Raw genomic sequence first — 19455 nt, forward strand, 5'->3', positions numbered from 1 at the left:
AAACGGTTCGGAAAGCGAGGTTGTATTCCTATGAAATCCATTCCGCGCGCAAGCGCTTATGCAGCCTGGAAGCTGCAGCTCGGTCTGCTGCCGCTCGGCGTGACCGCTTTTGTCGTGACGCTGACCGGCGTGGCGCTCGGTCTGAGCCTGGCGATCGTCGGCGTCGGCATCCCGATACTGGCGGGCACGCTCGCCTGGAGCGCCGCTCGCATGAAGCGCGAGCAACGACGCTGGTCGGCGTGGCAGGAAGGCGGCCGAACGCAGGACGAGCCTTCGGGCGCCGCGCACGTGCCGGAGAGCGAATCGCCGGGCGCGGTCCGCTCCTCCTGGAAAATTTGGTTCCGGTCGCTGGGCAATCCGCTCGGTTATCGCGCGGCCGCGCACCAACTGCTCGGTTTCCCGCTCCGCATCGCGCTATTCGTCATCTCGCTGACGGTGCCTTTGTCCGTCTTCGCGGTTATGCTGGCGCCAGCCGCCTACAAAGTGAGCGACTACTTGTACGGCTTCGTTATGTACGACGACGCGACGATGCGGATGCTGCTTCCGCCGCTGTCGCCGTTCGAACGATCGCTCGTCGTCTCCGGGATCGGCGTCGTCCTGATGCTGTTCGTCCCGGCGCTGCTTCGGGCTTGCGGCCGCGTCTACGCCGCTTGGCTCAGTTTCTTCGCAGGCCCGTCCGAGATTGCGCCGCCCCCGGCCGCGAGCCTGCCGGTTCATGCGCCAGCCGTGCCCGTCGCCGAAGCATCGGGGGGATTGGCTGGCCCGCGCGGAAGCGGCGATCAGCAGGTACGACGAAGATGCGCGGCATGCCCAGACGCCGCAGGCCCATTGACGCGCAGCGTAAAAAAAGAAAAAAAGGAGAGCAGCTCCGCCGGGAATGCCGGATTCGGAGCTGCTCTCCTTTTTTGATGCGACGATGAACCTACATCCACTTTTCTCCCCAGCTCTGGATGGACTCGATGACGTCCTCCAGATCCCGGCCTTTGTCCGTCAGTTCATATTCGATGCGCACCGGCATCTCCGGATATACGGTACGCTTGACGAGTCCGCTCGATTCAAGCTCTTTCATGCGATCCGTGAGCATCTTGTCGCTCATGTCCGGAATTTGCTCCTTCATGTCCTTGAAGCGCTTGGGACCGCCCATCAACACGCGAACGATCAGTCCCGTCCATTTCTTGCCGAGCAGTTCGGCGGCATGCTCGTATTTAGGGCACATTCTGGAGTAGTCCATGCGGCTCACCCCTTTCGTCCCTTTATTTTAACATAATGTTCTCTAAATGAATAGAAGGAACAATATATTTGTATATTACTAAATAAAAGTTAGTTGTGGGATTTGACACGATCAGCCGCGATTAAATGCGGATCAATACAAGGCCTCCTAACAAACAAATCAAGGCCGCAATCTGAGGGACAGACAGCCGTTCGCGATAAACGGCGAGCGAGAGAATCACGACCACGAGGCTGTTGGCCGCAAATATGGGCGCGACGAGGTGCGCCGGACCGCGGGCCAGCGCGACGGCATAAAGCTGCAGTCCGCCGTAGGAAAACGCGCCGGCGGCCAGCCCCCCATCGGAAGCCGGTGACGGCGGCGCGGGAGCTTGCGTGAACGGCGGTGCCCGTTCGCGAACCGGGAGCGTGGCGTTCGTTTCCTTCTGTGAGCCGTGCGACCGCCAAAAAGCATACCAAGGAAAGCAAATAGCCGGCCCAGAGCACGCTGGCGCTATCCAGCCCGATGCGGTCCGTCACCTTCAAGCCGCCGTTGCGCAGCACGAACAGGCCCATCGCGGCCAGCGCGAGCGGGTACCAGCTGCGTCCGATTGATATCGGTTTAGAGGCAGCGGCCTCGCTGCCTGCAGATCCGCGCGGCCGCCGCAGCGATAATAGCGCGATGCCCGTCAGCAGCCACAGGGCGCCGAGGAGGCCGGTCGCGTGCGGCGTCTCGTCGAACAAGAGAATGCCCGCGGCCATCACGATCACGATATTCGCGTTCGTGAGCGGAGAGACGAGGCTGGCGGGCCCGCGCGCGATCGCTCGCATGAACAGCAGGTTGCCCCAGGCTGAGCCGAGGCCGATGACCGCGCCGGCGGACCAAACGCGCCAATCGAGCGGCTGCCAGGTGCGCGTCAGCAGCGCTTGAATCCAGAATCCGGCGGTGCCTGAGGCATACAGACCGATTAATAGCGAAGACAGCGCGCCGCCGCGCATCTGGCTCGCCTTCATGAAGAAGCCGGCCAGACCGAAGGCGAGCGCGCTGAGAACGGCGACGGCAAACCAATGCAAGCGACCTGATCCCTCCTGCGGTTAGCGCGATTCGATAAAGATCTCGTCTTTGTAACACAATTGCAACATTGTTGTTACCGGCATGTCTTGGACGTCGGTTACAATAACGACCAAGACCCCCTTTTTCATATCTTTGAAGGCCCGCCAGCGGTGGCGGGCCTCTTTTTTTTGTCCTTGCCGCGCAAAGGCGGCCACAGGACGGGCACTTATTACAGCGGTACGACGACCTTTTGCTTCTGCCGGAAATAAACCCAGCGCTTAAAGCCGATCTCCTTCAGCCGGCTGCGCACTTGCGCCCAATCGTCGCCGACCCGCTCCGGAATATGGGCGTCCGAGCCGAACGTCACGTCCGCGCCGAAGTGCAGCGCCCGCTCGAGAATGGCGTCCGACGGGTACCAGCCGCCGACGTCCTTGGTGCTGCCGCTCGTGTTGATTTCCAGGGCGATATCGTTCGCCGCGACCGCCCTCAGCGCTTCGTCGATATCGTCCTCGGCGCCGCGTATGTCGGAGAATGCGGGGTAGTAGGCCTTCATCGCGTCGATATGGCCGAGCACCTGAAACATCCCGGCGTTCGCCGACTCGGCGATGAGCTTGTAGTACAGCTTTTTCTCGGCCATGTATTCCGATTCGTCGAGCTGCTTCCACCGGTTGCGGTTAAAGATGCTGACGCCGCGGGTCTGATGGACCGAGCCGATCAGATAATCGAACGGATAAGGCGCGTAAGCCGCCCTGTAGATCTCGACGCTTTCCGGAAAGTAGTCGGATTCGACGCCGAGCAGCACCTCGATCCGGTCCTCGTATTTCTCCTTCAGGCGCAGCACCTCGGCGACGTAGTTCGGAAATTCGCTTTTCGCCATCGCGATGCCGGGTTGATAACGGTCTTCTTCCCTGGCGAAGTAAGGGGAATGATCCGATATTCCGATCGCCGTCATGCCCGCCCGGATCGCGGCTTCGATATAGTCCTCGATGACGCCGGAAGCATGTCCGCAGCGCTCGTGATGCGTGTGCAAATCGAATTTTTCCATAGGATTCCGCCTCCTCGAGATCGACCTACCTTTATATTTATCCTTATTCGCTGCCGGTGAATTGGTCTTCCGGCATGCCCTTCAGGTCGTTCAGAAACTGCTTCATCGCGTGACTGACATATCGCCCGGACTTGGTGATGACGCCGACGGGATGGCTGACCTCGAGCTCTTCGACCGCGATCATCTTCAGGGAGCCTCGTCTCAGCTCGGTTGCGATCGACAGTTTGGACACGATCGCAGCGCCGAGATTGAGCTCCACCATCCGCTTGACTTCCTCGCTGCTGCTGAGCACCATGACGGGATTCGGCTCGATGTGATGCTCTCTGAAGATGCGGTCGACGAACCTGCGGCCGAGCGTATCGGGAGACAGCAGAATCATGGGGACGTCTCTCAGCATGCCCACGGTGACGCGATTGCGGGCTGCGAGCGGGTGGCCCGGGGCAACGACGAGCTCGAAGGTATCGTAGTAGAGCACCGATGTTTCCACTTGCGCGCTACGCTCCGCCAGGTAGCCGATGCCGATGTCGACGAACCCGTTTTCCACGCTGGTCAGCACCTGGGAGGAAGGCATCGTGTGGATCGTCGTCTTAATGAGCGGATACTGGTTCTGAAAATAAGAAAGAACCCGCGGAAGAATCTGCATCGCGATGGAGGTCGTCGTGCCGAGCACGATATGTCCTTGGGGATTCTGATCCAGATCGGACAGCTTCTGCTTGAGCTCTTCGACGATCGATAAGATACGCTGGGCATGCGCCAAAAATACTTGGCCGCGGTCGGTAAGCGTCACGGGATGATTGCGATCCACCAGAATCGTCTTGAACTCGTCCTCAAGACTCTTGATCTGCGCGGAAACGGCGGGCTGCGTCAGGTTCAACGCTTCGCCGGCCTTGCGGAAGCTGAGCGTCTTCGAGATCGTCAGAAGCGTCTCCAATTGGTTGATATTCAAGGCTGTCACCCCATCCTATTTGAATAATTTATCGACAGGAGTGCGCGAATAAGAAGTTTTTGTAACCTCCATTTATTATAGAAGGAATCCGGCGGGTAAGCAAAGGAAATGAAGCAAAGAATAAGCCTTGCAACTTACTCAAATTTGAGTATAATCGATTTTGAACTTCAATTTGCGAAATGAAGAAAGAGGGAGCTATCCTGCCATGGATGCGAAAAAAAGCAATGTGAAACTCGCGATCGCCGGCCTTCTGCTCGGTCTGTTCATGGCCGCGCTCGACCAGACGATCGTATCGACCGCGATGAAGACGATCATCCAGCGTCTGGGCGGTCTGGACAAGTTCATCTGGGTGTACTCCGCCTACATGATCGCCATGGTCGTGGCTACGCCGATCTTCGGCAAGCTGTCCGACATGTTCGGACGCAAGCGGTTTTTCCTGCTAGGCGTTACGCTGTTCCTGCTGGGCTCGATCCTGTGCGGCACCGCCCAGAACATGGACCAGCTCATTATTTACCGGGCGATCCAGGGGATCGGCGGCGGCGCGCTCATGCCGATCGTGTTCACGATTATATTCGACTTGTTCCCGGCGGAGAAGCGGGGCAAGATGATGGGCCTGTTCGGCGCCGTGTTCGGCATGTCGAGTGTATTCGGGCCGATCCTCGGGGCCGTCATCACCGACAATATCAGCTGGCGCTGGATTTTTTTACATCAACGTGCCGATCGGAATTTTGTCGTTTTACTTTATTCTCCGCGCGTACCATGAATCCGCGGCGCGGCGCAAGCAGGTCATCGACTGGCTCGGCGCGATCCTGCTGACCGCCGGCGTCCTGTCCCTCATGTTCGCGCTTGAACTTGGCGGCTCCGACGGCTGGGCTTGGGACTCGTTCAAGACGATCGGCCTGTTCGTCGCCTCCGGCGCGCTGCTCGCATCGTTCCTGCTCGCCGAGCGCTTCGCCAAGGATCCGATCATCGCGCTGGGCCTGTTCAAGAAGTCGCTGTTCACGAGCAGCATGATGATCAGCTTCCTTTACGGGGGCGTCATGATCGCATGCGCGACTTACATCCCGCTGTTCATCCAGGGCGTCTTCCACAAGACCGCCACGCAGACGAGCCTCGTGCTGACGCCGATGATGCTCGCAGTCGTCGTCAGCAGCCAGATCGGGGGGCCTGGTCGCCGGCAAGTTCCGCTTCCGGACGACGATGGTCGTCTCCTCGATCGTGCTGACGATCGGCGCGGCGCTGCTCGGCTTCGCGATGGACTTGACGACGGGCCGCGGCATCATCACGCTGTATATGATCGTCGTAGGTCTCGGCATCGGCGTGTCGTTCTCCTTGCTGAACATTTCGACGCTCGGCTCCGTTCCGCCGCAGTACAAGGGCTCCGCATCCTCGCTGATCACCTTTTTCCGGACGATCGGCTCGGCGCTCGGCATCACCGTGTTCGGCGCGATCCAGAAGCACGCCTTCCAATCCGACGTGCTGGCAATGCCGGGCTCGAGCCCCGAGCTGGCGGCACAGATCAAGAGCGGTCAGGCGCTGCTCGATCCGCAGATTCAGGCTGCCATGAAGATCCCGCAGGAAGTGCTGCAGAAGCTGCTGGCCGAGCTTGGCGATTCGATCATCACGACCTTCCAATGGGCGGCTCTGCTGCCGGTGCTGGCGTTCGTGTTCGCCTTGCTGATGGGCAAGGCCCGCATGGCGCCTTCCAACGCGGGCAAGCCGGGCGCTTCGAATGCGGGCAACCCGGAGGGCGCGCCGGAGCGAGGCTGACGCCATGTCCATGAAGCTGCTCATCCTCGGCATCCTGATGGAGAAGGACCGGCATCCGTACGAGATCCGGCAGACGATGGTAGGTCGCAACTGGAACTATGCGTTTAGGCTGCGCGACGGCTCACTGTACTATGCGGTGGACCAACTGCGCGCCGGCGGATTGATCGAAGCCGTCCATACCGTCCCCGTGCCGGGCGAGCATCGTCCGGACAAGACGATCTACCGCATCAACGACGCCGGCCGGCGCGAGTTCGACAAGCTGATGTATGCCCAACTCGAGCAGCCGGCGTATCCCCAGCACCCGATGATGATGGCGATGCCCTTTTTGCGCCATGCCGACCAGGGGCGCGTAGCCGAGATCGCCGGGCGGCAGCTTGCCGCCTGCGAGGACCGCATCGCTTCGCTCGAGCAGACGCTGGCGGTCAAGGGAAGCGGAATTCCGGCGAGCGCGCTGCGGATGATCGAAGGCATGCTCGCCTTCGCGCGCGCGGAGCGGTCGTGGCTGGAGACGATCGTCGACGAAGCCCGAAGCGGCGCTTACGAACAGGAGCGCGATCCATCGGGCGAGTGGGTACCCAAGGATCGGCGCACCGATCCGCCGTTGCAAGAATGAAGATCATGGATAAGTCAAAAAGAAGCCTGCGGTTGCGCCTTGAAGCGCGACGGCAGGCTTTTTTTTGGATTCGTGCGGAAGCGAAGCGCCTTGTGCGGGGGAGCTGCGCGAGGTGCCGAAGGCGGCGACAGATTCGTTTTAAGCGCATATTCAGGTTGCGTTCATAGGCGTCTCAGCCGGCCGCGCTATTGTATTCCTTGTACATAACGTTCGAACGATCAATTGGAAAGATCAATTGGAACGATCATCCATACGGTCACAGGGAGGACTAACGGTTTATGAGGAATTTAAAGGTGAGGGCCAAGCTCGGCATCCTTATCGTCATCGCGCTCGCCTTTATTCTTGTCGTCGGGATCGGCGGCAATCAAATGACCCAAACGATGGCGGGCAACGTGGAGGACAGCTATAAGGAGAGCCTGCTGCCGCTCTCCTGGCTGCGACAGATCCAGACCAACGAAAGGTCGATCGACGCTTACACGCTGGAGCTGATGCTGATTTCGGATGCGGCCGGGCGCCAGGCCAAGCTTTCGAAAATTCAGCAGCTGCTGAGCGGGACGGACGCGCTGATCGATCAATACGCTTCGGCTGTAAAGGATTCCGCGATGTTGTCGGAGCTGGCTGAATACAAGCAACTGCTGACTTCCTATCGCGACGTTCAGGCGAAGGCCGGCGGGCAAGCGCTGCAAGGCGACGGAGAGGGCGCATACGCCATCTATGCAGACGATACGGACGATCTGCGCGAACAAATGACGGAAGCATTGGCCGCGTTGGCCGAGCAGACGCAGCAAGCTGCGGACGATATGTACGCGCAAAGCAAAAACGATGCTCGGATGAACGGCTATGTAACCGTGGCTATGATCGCTGCGGCGCTGGTTCTGCTCAGCGTCGTGTCGTGGCTTGTGAGTCGCGCCATTACGAAGCCGCTCGGCGCGCTGAGAGAATGGATGAAGCGGGCGGCGGCGGGGGATATGACCGTCAGCGGGGGATTATCGCTCCGCGGACGAGATCGGCGATCTGACCCGCTCGTTCAACGACATGATCGCCGGCATCCGGGAGCTCGCGGCCAAGGCGAGCGACGGCGCGGGGGCGCTAGGCGGCGCGTCGGCACGCATGCAGGGATACGTCGGGAGCTCTTCGGACGCCGCCGAGCGGATCGCGATCGCCGCGGGGCAGCTCAGCGCGGGCTTCCAGGCGCAAAACGACGCGGTAACGGGCCTCACCGAAGCGACGGGCAGGATGGCCTCGCTGCTGACGGGGGTCGAATCGGACAGTTGCCAGGTCCGGGCGATGTCCGAAGAGGCCGCAACCGCCGGCGCTAAGGGGCTTGAAGCGGTAAATGCGGCTATGCGGCAAATGGAGGAGATCCAGCGGAGCGTATCCGAGACGCAGGCGACGATCCGCGAGCTCGGCGAAAGGTCCGACGAGATCGGCTTCATCGTCACGACGATCGAAGAGATGGCGAATCAGACCAATCTGCTTGCTCTGAACGCGACGATCGAGGCCGCCCGGGCGGGAGAAGCGGGGCGGGGCTTCGCGGTCGTGTCCGATGAGATCCGCAAGCTGGCGGACGACGCCTCGCGCGCTTCCCGTCGAATCGCAGAGATGGTCAAGAGCATCCAGCAGGAGACGGGACGCGCGTCGTCTGCGATGGATGAGGAAGCGGAGCGCGTCCGAACGGGCGTCGACCGCACGGGGCAAGCGGCGGAGTCGTTTCGCGCGATCGAGCGGGCGATCCGCGGCGTCATGCAGAAGCTGGCCGAAGTCGCCGATTCTTCAACCGAGGCGATGGATTCCTCCCTGCACGTGGCGGGCAGCATGAAGCTGTTCAGCGCTTTTTCGGCAGAAGGCGTCGCGGGCATTCAGCAGATGTCCGCCGAGAGCGATAGCCAGAGCCGCGTGATGAGAGAGGCGGCGGCGTCCGTCGATGACCTCAATCTGCTCGCCGCCGAGCTTCGATCCGCGATCGGCAGATTCGAGCTGGGCGATACGGAAGCGTCCGCGGAGCGACCGGCTCAGCAATTTTAACGGCACGAAGGAGAAGCGCCCTGCCCGCGTCGAATTGAAGAGGAGGCATAATTCAGACAGAAGAGGGCGATGCGGTGCTGGACGATAAGAAAGCGATACGCGCTTGGATGATGTACGACTGGGCGAACTCGGCGTTTGCGACGACGATCATGGCGGCGGTCATGCCGATCTACTACGCCGGCGTCGCGGCTGGCGGGCTGGAGGACGGCAGAGCCACGTCGTATTGGGGGTTTACGCAGACGGCAGCGGCGATCGTCATCGCCGTACTTTCGCCGCTGCTGGGGGGCGATCGCCGACCGCTCGGGCGGCAAAAAACGGTTTCTCGGTTTTTTTCTCGCTGCTTGGCGCGGCGGCGTGCATCGGCATGGCGTTTATCGGCGAAGGCGACTGGCTCGCGGCTTCGGCCCTCGTCATCGTCGGCATGATCGGCTTCGGAATGGGCGGCACTTTTTACGATGCGCTGCTCAACGACGTGGCTTCGCCCGCGATGCGTGAGCGCGTCAGCGCGAAGGGCTACGCGATGGGGTATCTGGGCGGCGGCGTGCTGCTCGCGATCAATCTCGCGCTCATCATCGGTTATAAAGCGTTCGGCTTCAAGGATTCAGCCGGCGCTTCGCAGGTTTCCTTCGCCATGGTCGGCGTCTGGTGGGCCTTATTTTCCATCCCGCTCTTCAGGCGCGTGCGCGAAGCGGAGGGCGTGCCGGGCAAGTCGGCGGCGGACAGCGTGCGCGAGGGCGTATCCAGGCTCGGACAGACGTTCCGCAGCATCCGGCGCTATCCCGAGCTGTTCAAGTTTATGGTCGCTTACTGGTTTTTCTTCGACGGCATCAATACGATCATCGTCATGGCGACCAGCTACGGCACCGACATCGGCCTGGATCAAAACGCGTTGATCGGCGCGCTGCTGCTTACGCAGTTCGTCGGATTCCCGGCGACCTGGCTGTTCGGACGGCTGGCGGATCGGATCGGCGGCAAAAAAGATGCTGTACGGCGCGCTGTCGGTATACGTAATCATCGTGGTGCTAGGCTACCTCATGACGAACGAATATCATTTCTTCGCGCTCGCGCTGCTCGTCGGGCTCGTCCAGGGCGGCGCCCAGTCGACGTCGCGGGCGATCTACAGCCGGCTCATCCCGCCGGGGCGCACCGCGGAATTCAACGGCTTTCTGAGCTTCACGAGCCGCTTTTTCTCCTTCGGCGGCCCGCTCGTCTTCGGCATCGTCGGCGTGCTCACGGGCTCAAGCCGCGCGGCGCTGCTCGCGATCGCCCTCTTTTTCCTCGCCGGCATCGCGCTGCTCGCCCTGGTGAAGCTGGAGAAGGGCTGGCGCGAAGCGGTGGAGTAATGCGAATTCCGGCGGCCCGGCGTTACGCGATTCGGCAGAACCGGCAAGCACGAATCGGCGATCCGGCGATTCGCGGTCAGACGACCGGGTCCGCGTACGTGATCCAGGCGCTGCCGCAGGGCAGGCCCGTCTCGTAGGAGACGTTGCCGACGCGCGACTCGAAGTCGGCCTTCGCTGACCGGGCTTCGCCGTCGTTCCTTGCGCCAAGCCAGCGCAGGCCGGCGGCGAGCGTCCGGCTGCCGTCTTCGAGGGCGCTGTCCCATAGATCGTACACGCTCTCCTGACGAATCCGCGTCCGGTCGACCGGATCGGTCCACCCGCTGCGCCTCGCGTTCAGCACGTCCCAAGGGGGGATTGTCCTTGGCGGCGAAAAAGGGGCGAGCATCCCGAGCGTCAGCTTGCTTTTCCAGCCGCGGGGGATCGAAGAAAAGGCGCTGCGCGGCGGCAAACTGCCGCACGGACGCATCGAGCCTATCGGCGGTCAGCTCGCCGGCGAGCCCGGGGTAATATTTGCAGGTTAGCGCGATCAAAATATTCGCCGTGCCTCCGGGCAGCTTGCCGCCCGTGTCGATCTCCTTCGATACGGGCGTTTTTCCCGTATGGATGCCCGCCCGGCGCCACATGACGACCGAATCCATGGCGGTCTCGAACTGCTGATGCTTCCATTTGCCGAAGCCTGACAGGCTGAATACATAGGGATGCACATGCCGGTCCAGCACGTGATGCAGCAAGAAGCCCGCAGCATATGCTTCGGCCTCCGCATCTTCCGCGCGCTTGCGGACCGCGTCGAACAAGTCGATCAGAAAAGGCCCGCACGAAACGTTGTGAAGCAGGGTACCCAAACGGTTGGCGGGCGTTCGCGAACGCTGCCAGGGCAGGAAATGGTCATAAAACAAAAAATCGGGACCTTGGCAGCCGAGCTGAAAGGCGGTTCGCTGCGGGGGCTCGGTCATATAAGGAAGCCGAAGCGCTTCTGCGAGCTCTCGGCCGAATTGGATGTGAGCCCATAAATTTGGCATGCTGATCCTCCATAGGTGCTGTGGAACTGCGACTAAGTTTCCGTTTTTTAGTCGTTTTTCGACAGGGTCTTTTGGACTATTATCCTTCGAAAGTACCGCGATTTAACGAAAATAAGTATACTTGTCCTACTTATTTAAGTATAATGATGGCAACGAGGCAAGAGAAGCGGTATTTTGTCGAAATGACGCGCAGACAACGAGTTCCGGCGTTACAGAATCGGCTCGCAAGGAGGCATCGCTCGCGAATGAAGGCTGAATATATCAACCCATTCCTGGAATCGGCCCGTATGGTCATCGAGCAAATGGTTCAAATTCGGCCCAGCACCGGCCAGTTGGCGGTGAAGGACATCCAGTTCGTGGACAATCACGTGTGGATTCAGATCGGGCTTACGGGCCATATGAGCGGCGATATCGTATTCGGTTTGAGCGAATCGGTCGCGCTCAAGATCATATCCGCGATGATGGGCGGATTCGCCATTACGGAGATCGACGAGATGGGCAAGAGCGCCATCTCCGAATTGGGGAACATGATCAGCGGCAACGCATCGACCATTTTGTTCAACCAGGGCGTTCATGTCGATATTACGCCGCCGCGCGTCGTTCATTCGATGCTGGAGAGCCACGGGGAGACCCGCCGCGCGCTGGCGGTGCCGCTCATCATGGACGGGATCGGCGAGATGGAGATTCAGGTATTGATCGCTTGATTCGCACGGTTCCGGTTCTCCGGTCTGCGCGTCATATCGCCATACCGCACGATATGCTACAATAAGGAAGCCCCGCAGGGGGCTTTTTTTGTTCACGTTTCAGAACGTATATCATCGCGGGGAAAGCACGGGCTTGACATGCTAATCTGACGGCGACATATTCGGGAAGGCAAGCGGGTTGGAGCAAATGAGACCTGCGGGCCAGCGGTTAAAAGCAAGTTAGACAGAGGGCAGTTGGCATAGGAAATAGCGCAGGGGGGATCGGACATAGGGCATGGGCACCAGGAAGCAGGGCATGGGGCACAGGACTCGGCCACAGGACTCGGCCACAGGACCCGGAGCCGGCCATCTGTCATCGGATACAGGGCGCCGGACGCCGAGCCCGGATTCCGGGCGTCGGATGCAGGATATCCGACACCGGCCGCAGGACCCGACCACCGGACCCGACCACCGGACCCGACCACCGGACCCGACCACCGGACTCGACCACCGGACCCAACCACCGGACCCGACCACCGGACCCGACCACCTGGCATCGGACACAGGAGACGCTATTTCGTAAAAAACCGTCCAGATCGTGATGTTGCGGACTGGAGGGACGTTATTTACTTGAATCATGCCTAAAAAAGGCCGGCAGCCTCGAATAGCGGCCCCTGTGTCCGCAAGCGGGCCGCGAATCGCGATTCGAACAAAAATAACGGCTCTTTGGTCCGTCCACTGCGCGCTACTATGCGCCAATGTGAATAACAAGAGCCCTCGGGCGGCCATTTTACGCTCAAACCAAATGGAGGGCGCTGCTTGAAATTTAGGCGCCGATAAATTGCCCCGCAGCGGTCGGACGACCGAACCTGCGGGCGGCGGAGAAGGGGGAATGGCTATGTCTTCCATCGAACTGCGAGGCCGCATCGTGCTCTTGACCGGCGCTTCGAGCGGGATCGGCGCGTTGGCGGCTCGGATGCTTGCGGAGCGAGGCGCGGTGCCGGTGCTGGCCGCCCGTTCGGCGGACAAGCTGGCCGCCGTGTCGGCCGGCATTCGGGGCGAGCACGCGGTATTCGGCTGCGACGTGCGGAGCGCGGCTTCCGTCGACGAGACCGTCGCGCGGACGCTCGAGCGCTACGGTCGCATCGACGCTTTGGTGAACAATGCGGGATACGGGGGATTTTCTTCCCTTCGAGGAGACGGACCTGGCGCGGTTTGAAGCGATGATGGACGTCAACTATATGGGTACGGTGCGATTTTGCAAGGCCGTGTACCCTTCCATGAAGCGGGCCGGGGCCGGCCACATCGTTAACGTCGCCTCGATCGCGGGCAAGATCGGTACGGCCAAGGCGACCGGCTACGCCGCCTCGAAGCACGCGGTGTTGGGCTTTACCAATTCGCTGCGGCAAGAGCTGCGCGGCAGCGGCATCCGGATCTCCGCGCTCAATCCGGGACCGATCGATACGCCGTTTTTCGACCGGGCCGATCCTGGAGGTACGTACAAGCGCAATATCAAGCGGTTTCTGATGCAGCCGGATACGGTAGCGAAGGCATTGGTGCGGCTGCTGGCAACAGGTAAGGCGGAGCGCGATCTGCCGTGGGTGTCGGCGGCCGGCGCGAAGCTGATCCAGCTGTTCCCGGTGCTGACGGCGGGCGTCGCCGCGCGTTTGCTGAACAAGAAATGACGACGGCGCCGATCGGCGCCGCCGCAAAGGAGAATGAACGATGTCGGAAGAGCAGATCGAACGCGGGCAAGATCGCGAGGAGGCTGTAGCCGAGGAACGGACCGAGGATAAAGGGGCCCCAAATCGCGCCGCGGTTGAAGCTGGAGCAAGCGCCGAAGCAAATCCCGGTGCAGGCACCAAAGAAAAGGTTGACGCAAGCGCCGAAGCAAAGGCCGAAGCAAACGCCGAAGTCGCGGAAAAGCGCACGTTTAGCGATCTCGGGCTCGGGGCGGAGCTGACCGGCGCGCTTGCCGAGGCGGGCATCCTGGAGCCGACTTCGGTGCAGGCGGGCGTCATTCCCGAGCTGCTGGCCGGGAGAGACGGCGTGCTGCGGTCCCCGACGGGGTCGGGCAAGACGCTGGCGTACCTGCTGCCTCTGCTGCAGCAGGTGGACGCTGCCAAGCGCGAAACGCAGGCCGTCGTAATCGCGCCGACGCAGGAGCTGGCGATGCAGATCGTGCGCGTATCTGAAAAGTACGGCGAGCCCTTGGGCGTCAAGACGGTCGCCTTGATCGGGGGCGCGGCGCTGTCGCGGCAGCTCGATCGCATGAAGGCCAAGCCGGCGATCGTCGTCGGCACGCCGGGCCGAATCCGCGAGGTCGCCTCGCTTCGCAAGCTGCCGCTTCAGGCGGTCCGCCATGTCGTCGTCGACGAGACCGATCGCGTCTTTTCGCTTGGGGGGCAAGAGCGACGTCGAATTCGTGCTGAAGGGCGCGTCCAGAGACCGGCAGACGGTGTTCGTGTCGGCGACGCGCTCGGATACGATGCGAGCCGCCGAGGCCAAATGGCTGCGCGATCCGTGGGAGACGACCGTCCGCCAGGAGCAGGAGCCGGGTCTGCCGCAGACGATCGAGCATCTGTACCTGGTCAGCGACCCGCGGGACAAGATCGATCTGGTGCGTCGGCTCGTGCGCACGCTGAAGCCTGCCTCGACGCTGCTGTTCGTGAACGACATCGAACGGATCGGCGAGCTGCTCGCCAAGCTGCGGTTCGAAGGCTTCGCGGTAGATGCGCTCTACGGAGATACGCCGGGACGGGAGCGGGGAGAGGTGCTTCGCAAGTTCCGCGAGGGGAAAACGAAGCTGCTGGTCGCGTCCGACGTGGCCGCACGCGGTCTGGACGTGCAGGAGCTCGCGCTCGTACTGCAGTTCGAGCCGGCGCTCGACGCGGATCATTACGTGCACCGCGCGGGCCGCACCGGCCGGATGGGCAGGAGCGGGACGTCGATTACGATCGTGACGCCCAAGGAGCAGTTCATTATGGACAAGCTTGGCAAGCAGCTGCGCATCGAGATTCGCGAGCGGCGCCTGGCGCGAGGCAAGCTCGAAGCCGTGAAGAGCGATGCGAAGCGAGAGGCGTTGCTGCCGGACGCCGGCGAACGGTCGCAAATGAACGGTGGCGCAGGCTTTCAGTCGAAAGGAGCGGCTGGCGCCCGGACGAAAGGCGGCGCAGGCGTCCAGGCTAAAGGCGCTCCAAGCGTTCAGGCGAAAAGCGGCGGGGCAGCGCAGGCTCGCGGCATGGGGGGGCGCGAGCGGAACGGCGGCTCATAAGCGCGTCCCGGGCGGTCCGGCGACGGAGGCCGGTGCGCAGAAGCCGGGCGCTGGACACCAAGCCGGAGCCGAGCATCGGGCAGGCGGTCGGCCGGGAGCCGAGTCGAGGAGCGGCGGCGGACCGAAGCGGACGATCGCCGGCGAAGCGAAGCGGGCCGGCGGCGTCGATGGACGCGAACAGCGGCCGCAGGCGCGAACCGCGCGCGAACCGGCTCGCGCGCAGAGCGGTGGGCAGGCGCGCACGCAAGCTGCCGGCGCGAATGAGGCGGGCACCGCGAGGCGGGACGTGGCAGCCTCAGGCGCGCAAAAGACCGGCAAAGGCGGCGGCAAGGCAGCGCCGCCCGCGCGTCCGGCCGCCAAGGGCAAGGTCAAGCAGGATCGGGAGCGCGACAGCAAAAATAAAGGGGCGCCCCGCTGGCTGAAGGAAAAGCGGGCGAACAACGCTCCGCCAACCGAATAGAGGACCGCCTCCGTAAGAACGGGGCGATGCGGATGCCCATGCCGCATCGCCCCGTTTCCATTTTTTCCGTTTTTGCGCCAATCCGGTCGTTGCCCGCGTTCCCGCAGAGATGCAAGCGTACCGCAGCTTCGCTATAATGAAGAGATATCCGTCCATCCGAGGAGGTTGCGAACCGATGGCAACCGCGTTAACGCTAGACAAGCTGACAGGCGGCTACAGCGCGCGCAAGCCCGTCCTTCACGAGGTCAGCTTCGATATACGGCCCGGAGAGATGATGGGCCTGATCGGTCTGAACGGCGCGGGCAAGAGCACCGCCATCAAGCATGTATTGGGGCTGATGCTGCCGCAATCGGGCGAAGTGCGGGTCGCCGGCCTGCGGCTAGCGGACGATCGCGAGCGCTACAGGTCGTCGTGCGCATACGTCCCCGAGCAGCCGTCGTTATTTCCGAACTTGACCGTGTCCGAGCATTTGCGCTGGACGGAGACGGCTTACGGGCTGGACGCCCGGACGGCTGCCCAAAGGACGGAAGCGCTCGCCGAGACGTTTCGCATGAAGCATGCGATGGGCGCTTTGCCCGGGACGTTGTCCAAAGGCATGCGCCAAAAGGTCATGCTGATGAACGCCCTGCTCGTCTCCCCGCCGCTGCTCATTATCGACGAGCCTTTCCTGGGGCTCGACCCGCTGGCGACGCGCGCGCTCGTCCAGGCGCTTAACGAGGCGAGAGCGGCCGGATCGGCGATTCTGCTCAGCTCGCATATTTTACCTGCGCTCGAGCGCAATGCGGACCGGGTCGTCGTCCTGCATCAGGGACGCATTCTGGCCGGCGGAACGCCGGAAGAGGTCAAGCAAGCCGCAAACGCCGGAGGCCGCGACTATACGCTGGACGACGCGTTCGAGCGATTGATTCTGGCAGCCGACGAGAAGGCCGCGCCGCCGGAAGGAGGCGCCGGCCGTGGCTGATCCGGTTCGTGAGGAAAAGCCCCGGGGGCTCGGGGGATTGGCGTCGCGAACGGGCGTCGGCGTTCAGGCGCGAGATGTTCCCTTACCTGCGATACGTAGCGCAAAGCGGATTCGCGATGCTGCTGGCCGCGATCGGCATTACGCTGCTCGCCGGATATGCCGGCCTCCTGTCGGATATGCCGCCCGCATGGCCCGCGGATGTCGTCGGCGTCGCATTGCTCTTTTTCGCATCCGTCTATACGCCGCTTCGGAGCTATCTCCAGCCGGCCGATACGGTGTTTCTGCTGCCGGCGGAGTCCGGCGTGCTGACCGTGAATCTGTATCCGACGCTGCGCAGGTCGGCTTTGTTCGGAGCGATTCGCGCGTTGATCGTCTTCTTTATCTTTGCGCCTTTGTACGCCAAAGCGCCGGTCACGGCCGACGCCGCCCCCAACAGGCCGGCCGAATGGGGCGCGCTGGCGGCGGCGATCGCGCTGGTCGCCGGCTGGAATACATATGCGGCCTGGCAGGAGCGCCGGGCGGTGTCGGGAACCGCCCGTCTGACGCTGCGCATTGCCCGCTGGACGGCTGTTCTGCTGGCCGCGGCCGCTTTGTTGACCAAGCCGCTGCCGCTCGCAGCCGGCTTTGCGCTGCTCGCGGCGGCGGCCGTGTCGACGGCTGCGCTGCTCACGCCTCGCCACAAGCTGCCGTGGGACCGCCTCATCGCGGAGGAATCCGCCGCGCGTCGGCGCTGGCTCTCCTTCCTCGGCTGGTTCGTGGATATCCCGACCGAGGCGCCTCCGGCCGCCTCGCGCGCCTGGATCGCCTGGATCGCGGACCGGATGCCGCGTAACCGGCGGTTCGCCTGGCATTTTCTTTATGCGAAGACGTTTTTGCGCGGCGAAGCGTTCGGCGCCTTTTGGCGCTGGTGCGCGCTGATGGCCGTCATCGCGCTGTTCGCGCATTCGACCGCCGTCGACGCGATGGTATACGTCGTCGGCATGGTCGTCGGCGGCCTGCAGCTCACCGAGCTCGGACGAATCCGTTTTGCCGAGCATGCATCCGTCGTTCCGCTCTCTCCCGACGGTCGAAACGCGGCTGCGTCGGCCGTCGTCCGAGCGGCCGGACTTGCCGCCGCCGCGCTGCTCTGGCTGATCGCCTGGTCGCCCCATGCCGCCGCTTCTCCTGCCTGGTGGTTGATCGCCCTCGCGCTCGCGCTTGTCTGGACAGGCTGGCTGCTGCCAAGGCGATTGGCCGCCAGAGACGAAGACGAGGAACTTTAACGTACAACATACAAACGACTTTAACGTACAACATACAAACGACAAGCAGGAAATCAGACCCTGTTATAGAATAGTACTTTGTAACCAATATTCAGGATTCTATCTCGTCAAAGGGCTCGTCGAGCCCGCTCATAAATGTATGCGCGAACAAACCGGATTCTGCTCCTAACGATCGCATATAAAATGAATGGAAACCTATAGGAGGACTGATACATGGGCGGATTTTTAACGAACCTCGCCCTTCACATCATCCCCGGCGCGATGCTCGGCTGGCTGTCCGCCGAAGTCTTCCTGCGCAACCCCCTGCACCGGTTGAATCGCTTGGCCTCGGTTCTGTTCGCCTTGATGGCGATGCAGTTCGGCGCTTCGTTTCTGGCCTCGTTTTTTCCCGAGGCGGATGCGGCGAAGCTCGCCAACGGACTTTTGATCGTTCCGACATGCGTGCTTGGATTCCTGATGATGTTTTTCATCCGACAGCTTGGCGCGCAATCGAAAAAGTCGCCGATGAATTTTTTGGATATCGCGCTTGCGATCCCCTTCGTTCTTATCGTGCTGGTCGTATTCCAGCCGAACGTTTACGGGGCGTATGCGGGCGGCGCGGCTTTCAACCCGGGGGCAGGCACGCGGGCAAGCATGATTGTTTTGGCGGCGACGGTCTGGCTGTACGCTTCGGCGGTTTGGCTGATCGGACGGAAAAAGGCTCGAAGCGCCTCCGATTCCTTAAGCGCCCAGCATGTTCAGGCTGGCTTGGGAATTCTTGTCGGCGCCGTCGTAACGTTGACTGCGATCGTAGCGGGACGGAGCGGATTTTCGGCGGCATATGCCCATCTGATCGGCTTGTATGCCATGCTGCTTTTCGCTTTCTTCATCCGCAGGGCGATATTGCACTACGGTCTCATGCCCTCGGTCATGGAAAAGTATCGCGTGCTGTTCGAGCTGTCCCCGTTCGGCGTCCTTTTGCTCGACGAAAACGGCTCGATTCGCGAGGCGAATCCGGTCGTCAAGCTGCTGCTCGGCCTGCCGCCGTCGGAATTGATCGGCAAGCCGATAGCCATGTTTCTCGATCAGGGAGAGCGGCTGCCGCTCGGCGAAGCAGGCTCGGCGATGGTGGAAGTCGGGATGGTCGACATCGCCGGCGAGTCACGGCGGATGACCGTTCATCTGAACGAGGTCACGGCGGAAGGCGAACGGATGTATTGCGTCGTGCTTCAAGATGAGACTGGGCGCAAAAAAAGCGGAAGAGGAGATCTGGTATCTGGCCTATCACGATGCGTTAACAGGCGTCGGCAACCGGCTCTATTTCCAGGAGACGCTCTCCTCGCTGCTCCAGAACGGTACGGAAGGCGCGCTGCTGCTGCTTGATCTGGATCGCTTCAAGGCCGTAAACGACCGTCATGGCCATCAAGCGGGGGACAAGCTCTTGCGCGAGATTGCGTCTAAATTAAGGGAATGTACGTCCGGCAGCGGGATGCTGTTCAGGCTGGGCGGCGACGAATTCGCGGTCGTTCTCCCCGATGTCGGCGGCACCTGGGAAGCTGCGGAGACGGCGGAAAATTTGCTGGCCGCATTGACGGGGCATCGCGGCGCGATTTCCCCCGATTCTCCGGTCACGGTCAGCATCGGCATCGCCCACTGGCCCGCTCACGGGAGCGATACGACCGCACTGCTGCATGCAGCGGACATTGCGATGTACAAGTCCAAAGATCAAGGGCGCAACCGGTACAGCGTATATGTGCAGGCGTTTGCCGGCACCGGCGCCTAAACAGCGACAAAGGCCTTGCCGCCGTCATCGTA

17 protein-coding genes and 5 pseudogenes are annotated in these 19455 nt (G+C 61.9%); 16 read left to right on the forward strand and 6 right to left on the reverse strand.

The features are described 5' to 3' along the window. The first annotated feature begins 30 nt into the window (after positions 1-30). On the forward strand, positions 31-909 hold the full coding sequence (locus OMP40_RS39135; RefSeq protein WP_277539607.1) for a sensor domain-containing protein: 879 nt from the start codon (positions 31-33) through the stop codon (positions 907-909). A 13-nt stretch (positions 910-922) separates the two neighbouring features. Here the strand turns inward: OMP40_RS39135 and OMP40_RS39140 are convergent, their stop codons facing one another. The 4 genes from OMP40_RS39140 to OMP40_RS39160 all read right to left on the reverse strand — a co-directional run bounded on the left by OMP40_RS39140 (position 923) and on the right by OMP40_RS39160 (position 4251). Beyond that, positions 923-1231 (reverse strand): winged helix-turn-helix transcriptional regulator, encoded by a 309-nt coding sequence (locus OMP40_RS39140; protein ID WP_277539608.1) that lies wholly within the window; start codon positions 1229-1231, stop codon positions 923-925. A gap of 89 nt (positions 1232-1320) precedes the next feature. Further along, positions 1321-2280 (reverse strand): EamA family transporter, encoded by a 960-nt coding sequence (locus OMP40_RS43270; protein WP_459076933.1) that lies wholly within the window; start codon positions 2278-2280, stop codon positions 1321-1323. A gap of 209 nt (positions 2281-2489) precedes the next feature. After that, positions 2490-3305, reverse strand: coding sequence for a histidinol-phosphatase (locus OMP40_RS39155; protein WP_277539609.1), 816 nt, complete (start codon positions 3303-3305; stop codon positions 2490-2492). Between the two features lie 43 nt (positions 3306-3348). Then, a complete protein-coding gene (locus OMP40_RS39160) occupies positions 3349-4251 on the reverse strand; it encodes a LysR family transcriptional regulator (RefSeq protein WP_277539611.1) in 903 nt (300 codons plus the stop codon). Between the two features lie 205 nt (positions 4252-4456). Here OMP40_RS39160 and OMP40_RS39165 point away from each other — a divergent pair. The 6 genes and pseudogenes from OMP40_RS39165 to OMP40_RS39185 all read left to right on the forward strand — a co-directional run bounded on the left by OMP40_RS39165 (position 4457) and on the right by OMP40_RS39185 (position 10002). Beyond that, positions 4457-6021 (forward strand): annotated as a pseudogene (locus tag OMP40_RS39165) (MDR family MFS transporter). A 4-nt stretch (positions 6022-6025) separates the two neighbouring features. After that, complete coding sequence (locus tag OMP40_RS39170; RefSeq protein WP_277539612.1) at positions 6026-6634, forward strand: PadR family transcriptional regulator; 609 nt, start codon at positions 6026-6028, stop codon at positions 6632-6634. A gap of 278 nt (positions 6635-6912) precedes the next feature. Further along, complete coding sequence (locus OMP40_RS39175; protein WP_277539613.1) at positions 6913-7953, forward strand: MCP four helix bundle domain-containing protein; 1041 nt, start codon at positions 6913-6915, stop codon at positions 7951-7953. Continuing rightward, positions 7922-8659, forward strand: a complete 738-nt coding sequence (locus OMP40_RS39180; protein ID WP_277539614.1) for a methyl-accepting chemotaxis protein — start codon at positions 7922-7924, stop codon at positions 8657-8659. Before OMP40_RS39175 ends, OMP40_RS39180 begins: the two co-directional genes overlap by 32 nt. A 74-nt stretch (positions 8660-8733) precedes the next feature. Next, positions 8734-9084: a hypothetical protein gene (locus tag OMP40_RS41010; RefSeq protein WP_338131395.1), complete on the forward strand. Its 351-nt coding sequence runs from the start codon at positions 8734-8736 to the stop codon at positions 9082-9084. Next, a pseudogene (locus OMP40_RS39185) lies at positions 9024-10002 on the forward strand (MFS transporter). The gene OMP40_RS41010 and the pseudogene OMP40_RS39185 overlap by 61 nt, the downstream one beginning before the upstream one ends. Before the next feature lie 76 nt (positions 10003-10078). On the opposite strand, the gene OMP40_RS39190 reads toward OMP40_RS39185, so the two are convergent. Continuing rightward, complete coding sequence (locus OMP40_RS39190; protein WP_277539615.1) at positions 10079-10468, reverse strand: hypothetical protein; 390 nt, start codon at positions 10466-10468, stop codon at positions 10079-10081. A gap of 208 nt (positions 10469-10676) precedes the next feature. Next, a pseudogene (locus OMP40_RS42990) lies at positions 10677-11021 on the reverse strand (zinc dependent phospholipase C family protein); the annotation flags it as partial. Positions 11022-11266: 245 nt separating this feature from the next. On the opposite strand from OMP40_RS42990, the gene OMP40_RS39200 reads away from it, so the two are divergent. The 9 genes and pseudogenes from OMP40_RS39200 (at position 11267) to OMP40_RS39235 (ending at position 19423) form a co-directional block, all read left to right on the forward strand. Next, positions 11267-11725 (forward strand): chemotaxis protein CheX, encoded by a 459-nt coding sequence (locus OMP40_RS39200; RefSeq protein ID WP_277539617.1) that lies wholly within the window; start codon positions 11267-11269, stop codon positions 11723-11725. A gap of 886 nt (positions 11726-12611) precedes the next feature. Continuing rightward, positions 12612-13389 (forward strand): annotated as a pseudogene (locus OMP40_RS39205) (SDR family NAD(P)-dependent oxidoreductase). Positions 13390-13429: 40 nt separating this feature from the next. After that, positions 13430-14044: pseudogene (locus tag OMP40_RS42995) on the forward strand (DEAD/DEAH box helicase); the annotation flags it as partial. A gap of 22 nt (positions 14045-14066) precedes the next feature. Next, positions 14067-14978 carry a helicase-related protein gene (locus tag OMP40_RS39210; protein ID WP_277539618.1) on the forward strand — a complete coding sequence of 304 codons (912 nt, stop codon included), beginning with the start codon at positions 14067-14069 and terminating at the stop codon, positions 14976-14978. A 286-nt stretch (positions 14979-15264) separates the two neighbouring features. Continuing rightward, complete coding sequence (locus tag OMP40_RS39215; RefSeq protein ID WP_277539620.1) at positions 15265-15438, forward strand: hypothetical protein; 174 nt, start codon at positions 15265-15267, stop codon at positions 15436-15438. A 175-nt stretch (positions 15439-15613) separates the two neighbouring features. Next, positions 15614-16399 carry an ABC transporter ATP-binding protein gene (locus OMP40_RS39220; protein ID WP_277539621.1) on the forward strand — a complete coding sequence of 262 codons (786 nt, stop codon included), beginning with the start codon at positions 15614-15616 and terminating at the stop codon, positions 16397-16399. 8 nt (positions 16400-16407) lie between these two features. Beyond that, the gene (locus OMP40_RS39225) at positions 16408-17661 is read left to right on the forward strand and encodes an ABC transporter permease (RefSeq protein ID WP_277539622.1); all 1254 of its coding nucleotides are present in this window, start codon (positions 16408-16410) and stop codon (positions 17659-17661) included. 213 nt (positions 17662-17874) lie between these two features. Further along, positions 17875-19023 (forward strand): PAS domain-containing protein, encoded by a 1149-nt coding sequence (locus tag OMP40_RS39230; protein ID WP_277539623.1) that lies wholly within the window; start codon positions 17875-17877, stop codon positions 19021-19023. After that, positions 18917-19423, forward strand: coding sequence for a GGDEF domain-containing protein (locus OMP40_RS39235; protein WP_277539770.1), 507 nt, complete (start codon positions 18917-18919; stop codon positions 19421-19423). The genes OMP40_RS39230 and OMP40_RS39235 overlap by 107 nt, the downstream gene beginning before the upstream one ends. Positions 19424-19455 lie beyond the last annotated feature (32 nt).

It is taken from the genome of Cohnella rhizosphaerae, assembly GCF_029525575.1.
Classification (GTDB): domain Bacteria; phylum Bacillota; class Bacilli; order Paenibacillales; family Paenibacillaceae; genus Cohnella; species Cohnella rhizosphaerae.